This is a genomic window from Herminiimonas sp. GW821-FHT09C12, assembly GCF_059416385.1.
The window spans coordinates 62,314-78,134 of record NZ_JBWKPC010000002.1 but is presented as its reverse complement, the minus strand read 5'-3'; the positions used below and the strand labels follow the sequence as shown (position 1 = coordinate 78,134).

General features: G+C 52.5%; 10 protein-coding genes. 3 read left to right on the top strand and 7 right to left on the bottom strand.

Annotated elements, in window-relative coordinates; genetic code table 11:
• The first annotated feature begins 38 nt into the window (after positions 1-38).
• Positions 39-524 (top strand): YajQ family cyclic di-GMP-binding protein, encoded by a 486-nt coding sequence (locus AC07N2_RS10305; RefSeq protein ID WP_195874347.1) that lies wholly within the window; start codon positions 39-41, stop codon positions 522-524.
• Positions 525-567: 43 nt separating this feature from the next.
• Positions 568-1,200 carry a retropepsin-like aspartic protease family protein gene (locus AC07N2_RS10300; protein ID WP_494778207.1) on the top strand — a complete coding sequence of 211 codons (633 nt, stop codon included), beginning with the start codon at positions 568-570 and terminating at the stop codon, positions 1,198-1,200.
• A gap of 64 nt (positions 1,201-1,264) precedes the next feature.
• On the opposite strand, the gene aroG is transcribed toward AC07N2_RS10300, so the two are convergent.
• The 4 genes from aroG to AC07N2_RS10280 all read right to left on the bottom strand — a co-directional run bounded on the left by aroG (position 1,265) and on the right by AC07N2_RS10280 (position 9,213).
• Positions 1,265-2,332, bottom strand: a complete 1,068-nt coding sequence (gene aroG / locus AC07N2_RS10295; RefSeq protein WP_494778206.1) for a 3-deoxy-7-phosphoheptulonate synthase AroG — start codon at positions 2,330-2,332, stop codon at positions 1,265-1,267.
• Between the two features lie 290 nt (positions 2,333-2,622).
• The gene (gene tldD, locus AC07N2_RS10290) at positions 2,623-4,083 is read right to left on the bottom strand and encodes a metalloprotease TldD (protein WP_076592039.1); all 1,461 of its coding nucleotides are present in this window, start codon (positions 4,081-4,083) and stop codon (positions 2,623-2,625) included.
• 111 nt (positions 4,084-4,194) lie between these two features.
• The gene (locus tag AC07N2_RS10285; RefSeq protein WP_494778205.1) at positions 4,195-5,004 is read right to left on the bottom strand and encodes a carbon-nitrogen hydrolase family protein; all 810 of its coding nucleotides are present in this window, start codon (positions 5,002-5,004) and stop codon (positions 4,195-4,197) included.
• Between the two features lie 3 nt (positions 5,005-5,007).
• Complete coding sequence (locus tag AC07N2_RS10280) at positions 5,008-9,213, bottom strand: YhdP family protein (protein ID WP_494778204.1); 4,206 nt, start codon at positions 9,211-9,213, stop codon at positions 5,008-5,010.
• A 132-nt stretch (positions 9,214-9,345) separates the two neighbouring features.
• Between AC07N2_RS10280 and glnE the strand changes: the two genes are divergently transcribed.
• Entirely contained in the window at positions 9,346-12,066 is a 2,721-nt protein-coding gene (glnE, locus tag AC07N2_RS10275; RefSeq protein WP_494778203.1) for a bifunctional [glutamate--ammonia ligase]-adenylyl-L-tyrosine phosphorylase/[glutamate--ammonia-ligase] adenylyltransferase, read from the top strand.
• Positions 12,067-12,144: 78 nt separating this feature from the next.
• Here glnE and gap read toward each other — a convergent pair whose 3' ends face one another.
• From gap to tkt, 3 genes are read right to left on the bottom strand one after another with little or no spacing between them, the layout of a single operon-like run.
• Complete coding sequence (gap, locus tag AC07N2_RS10270; protein WP_494778202.1) at positions 12,145-13,155, bottom strand: type I glyceraldehyde-3-phosphate dehydrogenase; 1,011 nt, start codon at positions 13,153-13,155, stop codon at positions 12,145-12,147.
• 39 nt (positions 13,156-13,194) lie between these two features.
• Positions 13,195-13,737 (bottom strand): GNAT family N-acetyltransferase, encoded by a 543-nt coding sequence (locus AC07N2_RS10265; protein WP_494778201.1) that lies wholly within the window; start codon positions 13,735-13,737, stop codon positions 13,195-13,197.
• A complete protein-coding gene (tkt, locus tag AC07N2_RS10260; protein WP_494778200.1) occupies positions 13,734-15,728 on the bottom strand; it encodes a transketolase in 1,995 nt (664 codons plus the stop codon). Before tkt ends, AC07N2_RS10265 begins: the two co-directional genes overlap by 4 nt.
• Positions 15,729-15,821 lie beyond the last annotated feature (93 nt).

Here is a 15,821-nt window from a genome sequence, read left to right as displayed (position 1 = left end):
CGGCTACCTGCCGCGAGCCAAGCAAGAAGGAAATCACCATGCCATCATTTGATACCGTGTCCGAAGCCAATATGGTTGAAGTAAAAAATGCCGTCGATCAGGCAGGTAAGGAAATCACCACCCGCTTCGACTTCAAGGGTAGCGATGCCCGCGTGGAACAAAAAGACCGCGACCTGACCGCGTATGCAGATTCCGAATTTCAGTTGAATCAAGTGCTGGACGTCCTGACCAACAAACTGGTCAAACGCAATGTCGACGTACGTTTCCTTGATCGCGGCAAGATCGAAAAAATCGGCGGCGACAAGGTCAAGCAAGTGATCAAGATCAAAAACGGCATCGAAACCGAAGCCGCCAAGAAAATCGTACGCATCATCAAAGACAGCAAGATGAAAGTACAAGCCAGCATCCAGGGCGACGCCGTACGCGTCACTGGTGCCAAGCGTGATGACCTGCAAGCTGCGATGGCGATGCTGCGCAAGGAAGTCGCCGACCTGCCACTGGAATTCAATAACTTCCGCGACTAATCATCCGCAAGCAGCAAGCAGTTCATTCAAGCCCAGGCTATCCATGAAAACTTCACTGCTTGCCGCCCTGCTCTGCCTCAGCGCCCTGCAGGTGCAGGCCGCTGACATCAGCGTAGTGGGCCTGTTCCCCGGAAAAGCCGTGCTAGTCATAGACGGCGGCTCGCCAAAAACCTATTCTATCGGTAGTACCGTCAGTTCCGGTATCACGCTGGTCGATGTGAACCAGACCACCGCTACCTTTGATAGCAACGGCAAAAAGCAGCGCATCGATATTGGTGGCCACGTCAATCGCACAGCGCCATCCGGTGCCAGCAGCGTCACCCTGCAAGCCGACTCGCGCGGTCACTTCTTGGTACAAGGACAAATCAACGGCGGCACCATGCGCATGCTGGTCGATACCGGCGCGTCGATGATTTCACTCTCTGCTTCCGATGCCAGACGGCTAGGCATCGATTACAAGAAAGGCCGCCAGGCTTACGTCAACACAGCGAACGGTACCGTTCCTGCGTATCAAGTCATGCTGAACACGGTCAAGGTCGGTGACATTGTGCTGAATCAAGTCGAAGCACTAGTACAGGAAAACGAACTTGGATTCGCCCTACTCGGCATGTCCTTCCTGAAGCGTACCGAGATGCGACGCGAAGGCGAACAGATGATGCTGACCAAACGCTTCTAAAAGTCGAGCACAATAAAAAACGGGCACTGAATTCAGTGCCCGTTTTCATTTCAACTCAAATGCATCAAGCGTCCGGATCTTTGACGTGGCGGCGTTGTTTAACCGCTTCAGCCAAACCTTCCAATACGCCCAGACTCTCTTCCCAGCTAATGCAGCCATCGGTCACGGATTGGCCATAGGTCAATTCTTTACCTGGAATCAAATCCTGACGACCAGCGACCAGATGCGATTCAACCATCACGCCGACGATACGTGTATCACCGCCTGCAACTTGTTTCGCGATATCAGCGCATACCGGGATTTGGTTTTCCGGTTTCTTCGAGCTGTTAGCGTGCGAAGTATCGATCATCAGACGCGAAGCCAGTCCGTTCGACGCGATGTCCTTGCATGCCTGTTCTACACTGGCTGCATCGTAGTTAGGCGTTTTACCGCCGCGCAGGATGATGTGGCAATCTTCATTGCCGAGCGTCGATACAATCGCGGAATGACCACCCTTGGTTACTGACAGGAAGTGATGCGGCTGCGAAGCGGCCTTGATCGCATCGACAGCGATTTTCACATTGCCATCGGTACCGTTCTTGAAACCAACCGGGCACGACAAGCCTGACGCCAGCTCACGGTGAACTTGCGATTCGGTAGTACGTGCACCAATCGCGCCCCAGCTGATCAAATCGGCGATGTATTGCGGACTGATCACGTCGAGGAACTCGGTGCCAGCTGGCAGGCCAAGCTCATTGATGTTCAACAGCAGTTCACGTGCGATGCGCAAGCCGTCATTGATACGGAAGCTGTTGTCCATGTACGGATCGTTGATCAAGCCTTTCCAGCCGACCGTCGTACGTGGCTTTTCGAAATAGACACGCATCACGATTTCCAGTTCGCCGGCAAAGCGTGCACGCTCTTTCACCAGTCGATTGGCATATTCCATCGCAGCCTTGGTGTCATGAATCGAGCATGGCCCGATCACAACCATCAAGCGGTCGTCTTGTCCGTGCAAAATCCGATGCAGCGCAATGCGCGCATTAGCTGCAGTCGTTTCTGCTTTATCGGAGATGCCGAGCTCACGAATTAAATGGGATGGTGGCGTCAGTTCTTTCATTTCTCGAATCCGTAAATCATCTGTGCGTGGCATGTTTTTCTCCGGTCAAAAATCTGTTCTGCAAAAATAAAAAACCGCCATCGCGGGCGGTTTTTTAAAGAATTTCGGTTTAAGCTTTTTTTACCTGCGCGCTTACCGCTTCTCCACCGCCGTTGGGCTGGAATAGCTAAAGTAAAAATAAAATTGGAAGCGCGAAGAAGTCATGTTTTTTACTGGTAGTACATTTATCTTTCAGTAATAGTGCAATAAATCAGCCCATTTGGCAAGCAAAGTGGTAAAAACGCGTGATAGATATGGCAACTATGGCTTGAATACCAACACTATCAAGCCGTACCGCCCACCGTAACGCCGTCGATACGCAAGGTAGGCTGACCGACACCAACTGGCACGCTCTGCCCTTCTTTGCCGCAAACACCGACGCCACTATCGAGGCTCATGTCGTTACCTATCATCGACACACGATTCAATACATCAGGACCGTTACCGATCAGGGTTGCGCCTTTGACCGGATACGTTACCTTGCCGTTTTCAATCATGTAGGCTTCGCTCGCCGAGAAGACGAACTTGCCGTTAGTGATATCGACCTGACCACCGCCGAAGTTCACTGCATACAAACCGTTCTTTACCGAAGCCAGGATTTCTGCCGGATCCTTGTCGCCACCGAGCATATAAGTATTGGTCATGCGCGGCATAGGCAAGTGCGCAAACGATTCACGGCGTGCGTTACCAGTGACCGGCATCTTCATCAGACGCGCATTCATTGTGTCTTGAATATAGCCTTTCAGAATGCCGTCTTCGATCAGCGTCGTGCATTGCGTCGGATTGCCTTCATCATCGATGTTCAGCGAACCGCGACGATCTGCAATGGTACCGTCATCAACCACGGTCACGCCTTTGGCAGCAACGCGTTCACCGATACGACCAGAGAATGCGCTGGAACCTTTGCGATTGAAGTCGCCTTCCAAGCCGTGGCCGATTGCTTCATGCAGTAACACACCTGGCCAACCAGGTCCGAGTACAACGGTCATCGGACCGGCAGGAGCTGGACGCGCTTCAAGATTGACAAGTGCTGACGCAACTGCTTCGCTCGCATATTTTTCCAGCAACTCATCGCTGAAATAACCATAGCTATAGCGACCACCGCCACCGCTGGAACCCATTTCGCGACGGCCGTTTTGTTCAGCGATCACTGTGATTGATACACGGACCAGTGGACGAATGTCAGCCGCCAACACGCCGTCGCTACGAACTACGAGGACAACATCGTATTCACCAGCGAGGCCAGCCATCACTTGCACGACGCGCGGATCCTTTGCGCGTGCGATGCGTTCTATCTTTTCCAGCAATTTTACTTTTTCAGTTGCGTCCAGAGAAGTCAGTGGATCGTTAGGCAAATACAAATCACGGCCGCCCACTTGTTGTATCGCTGAAGCGACTTTAATCTTGCCTGCGCCTTGACGCGCAATCGTGCGTGTCGCCAATGCGGCTTCAGTCAGTGCACGTTCAGAAATTTCATCCGAATACGAGAAGGCTGTCTTATCGCCCGATACTGCACGCACGCCGACACCTTGGTCGATAGAGAAGCTACCGGTCTTGACGATGCCTTCTTCCAGACTCCAGCCTTCACTCTTGGTGAATTGAAAATACAAATCTGCGTAGTCGACGCGATGCGTGAACATCGTGCCCAGTGTTTTGATCAGGATGGATTCATCCAGGCCAAAAGGTGTCAACAACACATCACGGGCGACGGCTAGCGTTTTAAGATTTGGTTCAAATGGAGTCATTGTGTCTTTGCCATTCACGCTTCACGCGCGAAGAAAATTGATTCGAATTAATGCTGATAAGCGAATTGTAGAGCATATGACCGTAATACCCTGCATGTACTGCTACTGGCACTACAACTTGCGATGTTTCAATGCAGGAAGATTTTCCCGGATACCTGATAAATAATGGGGTTCAATATCCCCAATTACAAGCCCCTCGCCCTCTGCCAGCACGGTTTTAACCTCGCCCCAAGGGTCGATCAACATGCTGTGGCCCCAGGTCGTGCGGCCATTTTGATGCCGTCCGCCCTGCGCTGCCGCCAGCACATAGCACTGGTTTTCAATTGCACGGGCGCGCAGCAGGATTTCCCAGTGCGCCTTGCCGGTTGTATAAGTAAATGCTGCCGGCACCACGATCAAGGTGCAATCGCCCATCGCGCGATATAACTCGGGAAAGCGCAAGTCATAACAAACCGACAATCCTACTTTGCCGAACGGCGCATCGAAAGTCGTAACGTCATTGCCATGCACGATGGTACGCGCTTCGTCATACGATTCTTCACCCCGGCTAAAGCTGAACAAATGAATCTTGTCATAGCGCTTCACACGTTCACCGGCCGGGTTGTACACCATCATCGTGTTCAACACCTTTTCAGCCACAGGCGCAGCCATCGGCAAGGTTCCGCCGATTAACCAAATTTGATGTTCACGTGCCGTGTCTGCCATGAAGGATTGAATCGGACCGACATCGATCTGCTCTGCCAGACCAACCTTGTCATTCTCGTTCATGCCCATGACTGCCCAGTACTCAGGCAGCAGCACCAAATTCGCACCTTGTCGTGCCGCATCTGCAATCAAACGCTTTGCTGTCGCAATATTTTCTTGCACCGATGGTGTGGATACCATTTGTATAGCTGCGACGCGGGAGAGAGAACTTGTCATGACTCAACCTTCTGCTGGAATTGTTTTTCTACTTGAACCCGGCTGCGTTGGAGTTGGTTCAGCTTTATGTTCAACCTTGACGACATTCGGATCTTTCCATGGCCCGGTAATCGCATATTCAAAAGTAAATGCGCGCATCAAAGGTTCGCGCAAAAAGAGTTGCGCCAGGAAAGTACCGGCACCGATGACGGGATTGATGGCAAGCGCATACGCAACCGATGCAGCTCCTGCATTAATTTCAGGAATCACGACTACGCGTAAATTCTGCGACTCCTTGGCGATATCAGCCGAACCATCGATCAACACCGTGGCACTCACACCGCGCATTTTGAAGTTATCCGTCGTTGCGACACCGTTCGCAATACGCGCACTACCGGTAATGCCATCAAAGGCAAAACCTTCTGAAAACACATCGCGGAAATCCAGCGTCAAGCGACGCGGTATCGATTGCAAACTCAATACACCCAGCAATTTTGCTGCGCCCGGATCGACCTTCAGGAATTGCCCGGACTCCATATTCAGATTGATATTACCGGACAGACTAGGGATATCGAGAGAGAACGGCAAACCCTTCCAGCTGATATCACCATCCATCTTGCCCTTGCCACCACGTATCACATCGGTAAAGCCGAAACGATTGAGCAAACTACCGGCATTGTTAATATTCAAGGAGTAGTCCAAGCTGGAGGTATTGCCGCTCTTCTTCGCCAGCCAGCTGCCACTCGCCTTCAGTGTTGCATCAACATTGGTCAGCGCCAGATTTCTGATACGCCATTCCCGCCCTTCTGTTGCACGCACATAATGAGCAAGCAATTCAAGACGACCGAGTTTTTTACCCATCAATTCGAAATTCTCGGCAACCACATCTAACGCCGGCATCTCCGTCGCCGTATCCACGTCGTCGAGCAAATTCTTGACATCCGTGCTCGCTGTTTTAGGGACGCTCAGCGAAGAAAGTCGCGCCGTCACTTTGCCCAAACCACGTCCTGAAGAAGACTCTATCCATGTCAGATAGCCCGACATCTGCGCGGCATCGACGTTCGCCTGCCATGTACCCTTGTCATGCGAAGCACCAACCACTACATCATCGAATTTCTTGTCCATCAAATACATCTCGGTGGCACGTGCGGCGATCACATTCGGCTCGACGTATTGCGCCATATTGAGTGCATCCAGCGGATCGCCAGCCACTTTCTTTTGTGTAGTCGTTGTTGTTGGCGACGACATCAATGCAATCCAGTTATCGACATTCAGCGTACGCATGTTCACACTCACCATCAAACCGCTATCGGGTATCGGTGCCGGTGTATTGACGCCTATCCCGCCGTACAAGACGCGCCAGTTTGCAGCAGGGTCGGTCGCACTTTTCTCCCGTACATAACTACCAGTGATGGCAGATCCCAGCGATATCTTGATCGCATCGCGCATGGTCGTTGCATTGACAGACAATCCCGTCTGTTCAAATTTGAGCGGCATTGCATCCTTGGCAGCCTTGTTCAAAGGTGCAGGGAAATCGAGACCCAAGCCACGCAAATTGGATTCCACCACCACATCGGCATGCTTGTTCTTGACGGCTATCGTTGCACCGAAACGCGTACTGCCGGTAATTTTATCGGCCAGCTTCTGCATCGCCGGCGATGGATAATTCTTGCGCAAACCCGCAGCCGTCATGGTGCCGTCGGCCTTGATCAGAATATTGCCGTCTTTTTGCGTACCGCCACCAACCGTCAACGGGCCACCGAGGAAAGTGGATTTGATGCCGTTCAGCGTCAAACCTTTTTCATTGAATTCCAGTTGCCCTGTCACTCCAGACATCAGCGGGATCGCATTTTGCAAAGTCACATTATTGTTGGCGAATTTCAATACGCCCTGCACCTTAGCATCGATCAATCGATTCAAGGGCAACTGCAATTTCAAACCCAGCGTGCCGTTCCCCGTTGCCTTGGTTTCATCGGTGAAATGATCAATCCAGGTTGCAACCGGACTATCCACCGTGTACTTCACCAAATTCTGTAACGTCCCTGCCGCACTGCCATCAATTTCCAGCATAGGATCGTCGGCCAATAAATCGGGAATAACCGCTTTCACATTCGATACGTCTACACCATTCGTCTTGCCGCTTTCACCCTTGATTTCCATGCGGGTGCGATCGAACTGTATCGTGCCTTTGACTTTCTCCAGCAGTGGCCACATCGGTGACTTGCCATCCTTGGCGAACAAATCAGGAGCATAGTTCAAGCCACCATCATCGATCTTGCCGCCAAAGGTAAACTCACCTTTCGGCTTCTCGCTAGGTTTGCTTGTATGGAAGGGGAAGTACGCAAGATCGCCCTTGAGCTTGATACTGCCATCGCGCAAGGTACCGGCAATCAATGCATGCGCCAGCCAGTTGCGGAAGTCGGCATTCATGCCCATAGGCAAATAATTGCCGACCTTATTCAACTCCAGCCCGGACACACTACCTGTCATGTCTATCGTGCCCAAGGCACGGCCCGGCTGCTTATGCAAAGGCATCAAATGTGTGCCGGACAAGGATGCAGTCAAACCCTGCTTCGCAAAATTCAGATTTTTAACGGTCAACAGCAATTGATCATTTTTCTGGAAGGCCCACTGCGCGTCCATATTGAAGGTGTCAAACGCAACATCCGGATCGGCAAAATACGCCGGCAACTCCAGCTTGAGTTGATCCGATGCCAGCACAAAAGAACCACCTTGATTATTGGCGTCGATACGCCCTGACAAATTCTCGAATCCAGGAATCGCCGGCACAGCAGCCTGCGCAGGTAGTTTTCCACTTGCAGGACGAGCAGAACGCGCCGCCTGTGCATTCATGGACAATTTCAGGAAATCGCCCTTGAGCTTGTAAGACACAATCTCTGGATAAGTGCCCTGCCATTGCGCCGAAAAATTCTTCAATTGGCCGCGCGGCGCAAAGTCATTCAGCAAACGTAATTGATCCGCCGGTAGAGGCAAGCGACCGACAAAGTTTGCCAGCGTCTGCAAATCAAGTAATTTGGCTTGTACTTCCGTGTGTTCTGGGACGCCTTTTTTGGCAGGTACATAACGCTCGCTGAGCGTGGTTTTTGGCAAGACCAAACCATCACGTGTCTGCAAGGAAAAATCGACCAGCGAAATTGCATGCCCCTGCGTGCCGAAAGCCAGCGCGCTATTACGCGGACCTGCATCCAAAGGTTCGCTCACCGAAATACGTCCGTTAGCCGTCGTCAATTCCAGCGGTGCCAAATCCTTGCGCAGTTGCACAGCGACATCCGACAAGCTCACATCGGCAGTCAGATCAGCAACCCGCGCATGATCAAATGCCAGCCAGGCACGTACCGATCCTTTCGCCTGCTGCAAATCGAATGGGAAATCGATATAGGTTTTCCACGCGGCCAGATCGGTATCACGCAGATCAGCATACAAGGTACCGGTCCAACGCGCTGCGTCAGATATTCTTTGTGAAAAATAGGGGTGATCAAATGTAGCGCGCAGATCCAGCGGCGCAGCTATCGTACTTGGCGGCGTTGCTTTCAATGCAAATTGATGACGACGTCCTGCGTTATGCAATACGGCGTCTACGTGACTGAGCACCAGCTCCGGTGCCTGACGCAGATTATCTTTCCAACTCAGTTGCCCATCAGTAATTCTGATTTCTTCTTGTGACAAGATCCAGTTGGCCGCCTTGCCATCACTTTCTTTTTTCAGATCAAGGAGTAATCCTGCGACATAAAAGTTACCGTTGGCATCGCGCTCGATATCCATATCCGGCTTATCGATCTCCAGACTGTACAAGCGCAGATCAGCAACCAACACTGACCACCACGACACGGTCGCCGACACTTTAGGCAAACGCAATGCAGGCTGCCCGTCAGGTCCATAGATCGCTACATTGTCGAGCGCCAGATACGGCCGCAAGCCGTGCCATGATGCCGCGATGGCACCGATAGTGACAGGACGCCCTATTGCCTTGGTCGCCACATTCTCAACATCAACCCGATAGTTGGAAATCTGCGGCAACACGACATAACGCAGGGTAAGGAATAAGGCGCAGAAAATGAAATACGCCACCACCAGCAACTTGCCGAGCCAGCACAAGGCGTGGAAACTGACTTCATTAGCGTAACGAAGCGATTCTTTAATCGAACGCCAGCACATCCGCAGCCGGTCGGCTGCTTGAGTCTGGTGAGGTTGGCGTTGATCTGTAGGCATCAATCAAAAAAGTTGGTAAGTCGACTTCGCGTAGAATAAAACAGCCGGCAAGCAATAAAATGACCAGAGCCGACAACAGCGCGGACTTACACCGCAATCATCAAGAACCCCTAGGATACTCTCTCCAAGCCCGTGACGAACATACCTTTGACCCAAGTTGCTGCATCCCGGTTCTATACCCGATGGATTAACGCGGATGATACCCGCGCACAAAAGGTAGCCGAAGTCGGCAAATTATCCCTGAACCCTGACGTTTTCGCTCGGATTTTACAAAACGAAACAGATAGCGGCGTTCCCTTGCCGGCAGCGATGCGGCGTTTACGTAATTTGGTGATAGCCACCCTGATCCGGCGCGACCTCAGCGGCCAGGCCGATCTGGCGGAAGTAGTCGATACCATGACCGCCTTTGGCGACTTCGCCGTGCAGACGCATCTGACAGCAGTCATGGCTGAGCAGATCGCCATTCACGGCACGCCTATAGGCGCAGAATCAGGCGCACCGCAGGAAATGATCGTGCTTGGCATGGGCAAACTGGGCGGTGGTGAATTGAATGTCTCCTCCGATATCGACCTGATTTTTGTCTACCCGGAAGATGGCGAAACTGTCGTCACTACGCCAGAACAGCGCCAACTATCCAATCATGAATTCTTCACACGCCTCGGCAAGAAGCTGATCGCCGCCCTGTCGGAAATTACCGAAGACGGCTTCAGCTTCCGCGTCGACATGGCTTTGCGCCCCAACGGCGCATCCGGTCCGCTGGCAGCCAGCTTCAATATGGTAGAGGAATACCTGATTGTGCAAGGTCGCGAGTGGGAGCGCTATGCCTGGGTCAAGGCGCGCGCGCTGACGGGTAATCCTGCCGACATTGAAGCGCTGGATAAGATCGTCCGCCCCTTTGTCTACCGTCGTTATCTGGATTACGGCTCCATTGATGCAATCCGCAATATGCATGCTCAAATCCGCGCCGAAGTCACACGGCAGGAAGCACGGCACCCGGATCGCAGCAACAACGTCAAGCTGGGACGCGGCGGCATACGCGAAATCGAATTCCTGGCGCAGGTATTCCAGTTGATACGCGGTGGCCGTGACGCGGCCCTGCGCGATCGCTCAACGCGTCGCACCCTGCACACGCTAGCGGAAAAACAGTTATTCAAACCTGAAGTGGTCGAGCAATTGCTACACGCCTACACCTTCCTGCGCAATCTGGAACACCGGCTGCAATACCTCGACGATGCACAAACCCATACCCTGCCGGCGAATGAGGCAGATCGCCTGATCGTTGCACAGATGATGGGTTATAACGATGTCGCATCGTTGTTGGCGGCACTGGAAGAACAACGCAAACTGGTCGCCACGCAGTTCGATGAAATCTTCAGCGACAAGACCAGCGATAACGCCAACGATGAAAACGTCGATGCAGAACTGAGCGCAGTATTGAGCGACTCCGATAATGCAGAAGCAATTGAAACCTATCTGACCAGCCTGTCCTTCGATCACGCAGCAGATGGCGCCAAACGTCTGCTGGCAACCTGGCACTCACCACGTTTGCAATCCTTGCCGGAAGCCAGCCGCAACAAACTGGTCGCACTGGTCAACGCATCCTTGCCCATCATTGCGAAAGTCACGGAAACCCGCTCCGTTGCCTTGAATCGTCTGCTGAATTTCTTTGAAGCAATCGCGCGTCGCGCAGCCTATCTGGCGCTATTGACCGAATATCCGCATGCATTGGAACGCGTCATCCGCATGATTGCCGCCAGCGATTGGGCCGCGCAGTATTTAACGCGTCACCCTATCTTGCTCGACGAATTACTCGACGATAGAACATTGAAAGCCGCTCCCGACTGGAATGCATTCGCGCTCGACTGCCGCGCTCGACTGGATGAAACACCGGGCGATACCGAACGGCAGATGGATGTCCTGCGCGAAATGCATCACGCGCAATTGATACGTCTATTGGCACAGGATCTGGTCGGTGACTTGAGCGTAGAACGCCTGGCGGATCACTTAACCGAATTGGCTGATCGTCTGGTTGCAGAGACCATACACGCGATCTGGAAAATGCTGCCTAACCGGCATCGCGAAGAACCGAAATTTTCGGTCATTGCATATGGCAAGCTCGGCGGTAAAGAACTGGGCTATGCGTCTGATCTTGATGTCATCTTCCTCTACGATGATGACGATCAGGATGCACCCGCCCTGTACGCCAAACTGGCGCAGCGCTTCATCACATGGATGACTGCGCACACGCCGGCAGGAATTTTATTCGACGTGGATATTGCCTTGCGACCGGACGGCGCCAGCGGCTTGCTGGTATCGACCGTTTCTTCCTTCGAAAAATATCAAACCAACTCGGCATGGCCATGGGAACATCAAGCGCTCACCAGAGCACGCTTCTGCGCTGGCGATAGTGACATCGGCGCGCGTTTCGAAGCGATTCGCATCAATGTTTTACGACAAGCACGCGATCCGGTGAAGTTGAAAAAAGACGTGCTGGAAATGCGCAAGAAGCTGCATGATGCGCATCCCAATCGCACCGACCTGTTCGACCTCAAACACGATGATGGCGGCATGATCGATATCGAATTCATGGTGCAATTTTTGGTGCTGCGCGACTCGGCACAACATGCAGGTTTGACTGGCGATATCGGCAATATTGCGCTGTTGAAACTGTGCGGAGAATTGGGCTTGATCGATACAACGTTGGCAGGAAAAGTGGCCGACGCTTATCGTGTCTTCCGCAAGTTACAGCATCAGGTCCGCTTGCAAGGTGCGGAGCGGGCGCGCGTAGACCAGGAACGTGTTGCCAAAGAAATTGCTGCGGTGACGGCTTTGTGGAATGCCATATTCGCGTAAATAGATGCCTGTCACTTTGCAAAGCCCATAAAAAAAACGCCCCGAATCCGGGGCGTTTTTCATGAAGCATACAAGTAATTACTTGGCAGTCATCAATGCAACTGTCGTGTCCAGCATACGGTTGGAGAAACCCCACTCGTTGTCGTACCACGACGAGACTTTTACCAAACGACCCGAGACCTTGGTCAAGGTCGCATCGAAATTGCTCGATGCTGGATTGTGGTTGAAATCGACCGAAACCAGTGGTTCGGTTTGATAGGTCAAGATACCTTTCAACGCGCCTTCTGTCGCGGCCTTCATGATCGCGTTGACTTCTTCAACGGTCGTATCACGTGCTGCGATGAAAGACAGATCAACGATGGAAACATTGATCGTTGGAACACGGATCGAATAACCATCCAGACGACCGTTCAGTTCCGGCAAGACCAGGCCAACTGCGGCAGCAGCGCCGGTTTTGGTCGGGATCATCGATTGCGTAGCCGAACGTGCACGACGCAAGTCTTCATGCATCACATCGGTCAATACTTGATCGTTGGTATAAGCGTGCACTGTTGTCATCAAGCCGTTAACCAGACCGATGGTGTCGTTCAATGGTTTAACCAGTGGTGCCAGACAGTTGGTGGTGCACGATGCGTTCGAGATCACGGTGTCAGTCGATTTCAACACGCCGTGGTTGACGCCGAACACGATGGTCGCGTCCACATCTTTGCCGCCTGGTGCGGAGATGATGACTTTCTTGGCGCCGCCCTTCAAGTGAGCCGATGCTTTTTCCTTGGTGGTGAAGAAGCCTGTGCATTCCAGCACTACGTCTACATTCAACTCACCCCAGCCGATTTGCGCTGGATCACGTTGTGCGAAGACGCGAATCTTGTCGCCATTGACGATCATGTAATCGCCGTCAACTTCAACGGTGCCTGGGAACTTGCCATGTGTCGTGTCGTAACGGGTCAAATGCGCATTCGATTGAGCGTTGCCCAGATCGTTGATGGCAACGATTTGAATGTCATTCTTTTTGCCGCCTTCGTAATGTGCACGAAGGATGTTGCGGCCGATGCGGCCGTAGCCGTTAATTGCGACGCGGATGGTCATCTTTTTCTCCAGAAAAAATTCAACATCAAGTATAAAAAATTATTCAGCGCATGCCTGCTGCAATGCAGCCAGATCACGCCAGCCGTAACCGGTTTCCATCAAATCCAGGCCGTCCCATGTGAACGGCTGTTCGATTAAAAGTTCAGCGCCGAGTTGCTCATAAAACTGACGCGCAACCTGATTGCCGGCAATGACCCACACCAGCAAACCTGTCGCACCTTGTTTTTGCAATGCCTCTGCAATCAAGGCCAGCAAGCGACGACCTACGCCGCCACGCTGTGCAATCGGCTTGAGATAGATAGCCGTCAATTCAGCATTCAACTCAAACTTCTCCGGCATCAACAACATGCCTGCAGCAAAGCCGACCAACTCAGTACCCGCTTCTGCCACGAAAATCGAGATCGTCGGCAAATCGGCCAGCAATACCTGCGACCACATCGCCGCACTTTCTTCCGCACGCATGCTGTCCAGATAAGCATCCGGCATCACACCGCGATACGTCGTGCGCCAGCTATCTACACGCAAGGCGGCGATCGCCTCGGCATCGTTGGCTGTCGCACGGCGGAAAGTGATCTCGGTCACGCCAGCGTCTTTTTAACAGCAGCGATAACGTTTTCGACGGTGAAGCCGAAATGCTTGAACAACACGCCAGCTGGTGCTGATTCGCCAAAGGTATCGATACCAATGACGCCACCTTCAAGGCCTACATATTTGTACCAGAAGCTGGTCACGCCGGCTTCAATCGCCACGCGTGGCACGTCTTTGGTCAGGACGCTAGCTTTGTAAGCTGCATCTTGACGATCGTAGACATCAGTCGATGGCATCGAGACGATACGTACTGCGACACCGTGCTTGGCCAATTCATCGGCTGCTTTGGTTGCCAGTTCGATTTCGGAACCGGTCGCGATCAGGATTGCTTTGACGTTTTCAGCATCACGCAAAACATAGCCACCGCGTTTGATGTTGGCGATTTGTTCTGCAGTACGTTCCTGGAATGGCAAGTTCTGACGCGAGAAAATCAGTGTGGTCGGGCCATCATGGCGCTTGACCGCTTGCTCCCACGCCACGGCAGATTCCACCGTATCGCATGGACGCCAGTTATCCAGATTAGGGATCAGACGCAAGCTGGAAACGTGTTCTATCGATTGATGAGTCGGGCCATCTTCGCCCAGACCGATCGAATCATGTGTGAATACAAAGATGGAGCGCAACTTCATCAATGCAGCCATGCGCAATGCATTGCGGCTGTAATCGGAGAAAGTCAGGAAGGTCGCGCCGAACGGGATGTAACCACCGTGCAAAGCGATACCGTTCATGATTGCGCTCATGCCGAATTCACGCACACCGTAGTTGATGTGGTTACCGGCTTGATCAGCACGAACTGCCACGCATTCTTTCCAGTTGGTCAGGTTCGAACCGGTCAAATCGGCCGAACCACCAAGGAATTCCGGCAATACTGGTGCCAGTGCCTGGATCGCGTTTTGGCTCGCCTTGCGAGTTGCGATGGTTTCTTTTTTCTCTACGCAAGTAGCGATGTAGGCTTCGACTGCCTTGTTCAAGTCACCCGGCAATTCACCTGCCATGCGACGAGCCAATTCAGCTGCTTCTTTAGGGAATTTTTCGCCGTACGACTTCAGCAGCGCATCCCAGTTGGATTCCAGCGCTAGACCTTTTTCTTTGGCATCCCATGCCGCGTAGACATCAGCCGGCATTTCGAATGGAGGATAAGTCCAGCCCATCGCTTCGCGGGTGGCGGCAATTTCCTTGTCGCCCAAAGCCGCGCCGTGCACATTGTGTGTGCCTTCCATATTCGGCGAACCTTTACCGATGACGGTACGGCAGCAGATCAGGGTTGGTTTGTCGGACGATTTGGCTTGCTTGATTGCTGCATCGACTGCACTGACGTCGTGGCCATCAACTGCACGGATAACATTCCAGCCGTAGGACTCAAAACGCTTCGGTGTGTCGTCGGTGAACCAGCCTTCAACGTGGCCGTCGATCGAGATACCGTTATCGTCGTACAAAGCGATCAGCTTAGGCAGGCGCAAAGTGCCGGCCAGCGAACATGCTTCATGCGAAATGCCTTCCATCAGGCAACCGTCGCCGAGGAAAACGTAAGTGTGGTGGTTGACGACTTCAAAACCCGGGCGATTGAATTCAGCCGCGAGCAATTTTTCAGCCAATGCCATACCGACTGCATTGGTCAAACCTTGTCCGAGCGGGCCGGTCGTGGTTTCAATACCTGGTGTGATGTCGACTTCCGGATGACCTGGTGTCTTGGAATGCATTTGACGGAAATTGCGCAGCTCATCCATCGACAAGTCGTAACCTGTCAGATGCAGCAATGCATAGTGCAACATCGAACCATGTCCGTTCGACAATACAAAGCGATCACGGTTGACCCATTTTGGATTGGCTGGATTGTGCGAATAGTGATTTGTCCACAAAGCGACGGCAATATCTGCCATCCCCATCGGCATGCCGGGGTGACCGGAATTGGCCTTTTGTACTGCATCCATTGCCAGCGCACGGATTGCGTTGGCCATTTTGGTAGTCGGGAGCGTGGAAGTCATGTGATTTGTGTAGATGGCGAGTCGAATGGAATAGAATCAAATGCTGCATACATGCAAACAAAAAAACTCTTTGCTGCGAAGCCGCATATTTTA

Coding starts and splice junctions, on each gene's coding strand:
- AC07N2_RS10305 (WP_195874347.1), top strand. CDS start 39: ATGCCATCATTTGATACCGTGTCCGAAGCCAATATGGTTGAAGTAAAA.
- AC07N2_RS10300 (WP_494778207.1), top strand. CDS start 568: ATGAAAACTTCACTGCTTGCCGCCCTGCTCTGCCTCAGCGCCCTGCAG.
- aroG (WP_494778206.1), bottom strand. CDS start 2,332: ATGCCACGCACAGATGATTTACGGATTCGAGAAATGAAAGAACTGACG.
- tldD (WP_076592039.1), bottom strand. CDS start 4,083: ATGACTCCATTTGAACCAAATCTTAAAACGCTAGCCGTCGCCCGTGAT.
- AC07N2_RS10285 (WP_494778205.1), bottom strand. CDS start 5,004: ATGACAAGTTCTCTCTCCCGCGTCGCAGCTATACAAATGGTATCCACA.
- AC07N2_RS10280 (WP_494778204.1), bottom strand. CDS start 9,213: ATGCCTACAGATCAACGCCAACCTCACCAGACTCAAGCAGCCGACCGG.
- gap (WP_494778202.1), bottom strand. CDS start 13,155: ATGACCATCCGCGTCGCAATTAACGGCTACGGCCGCATCGGCCGCAAC.
- tkt (WP_494778200.1), bottom strand. CDS start 15,728: ATGACTTCCACGCTCCCGACTACCAAAATGGCCAACGCAATCCGTGCG.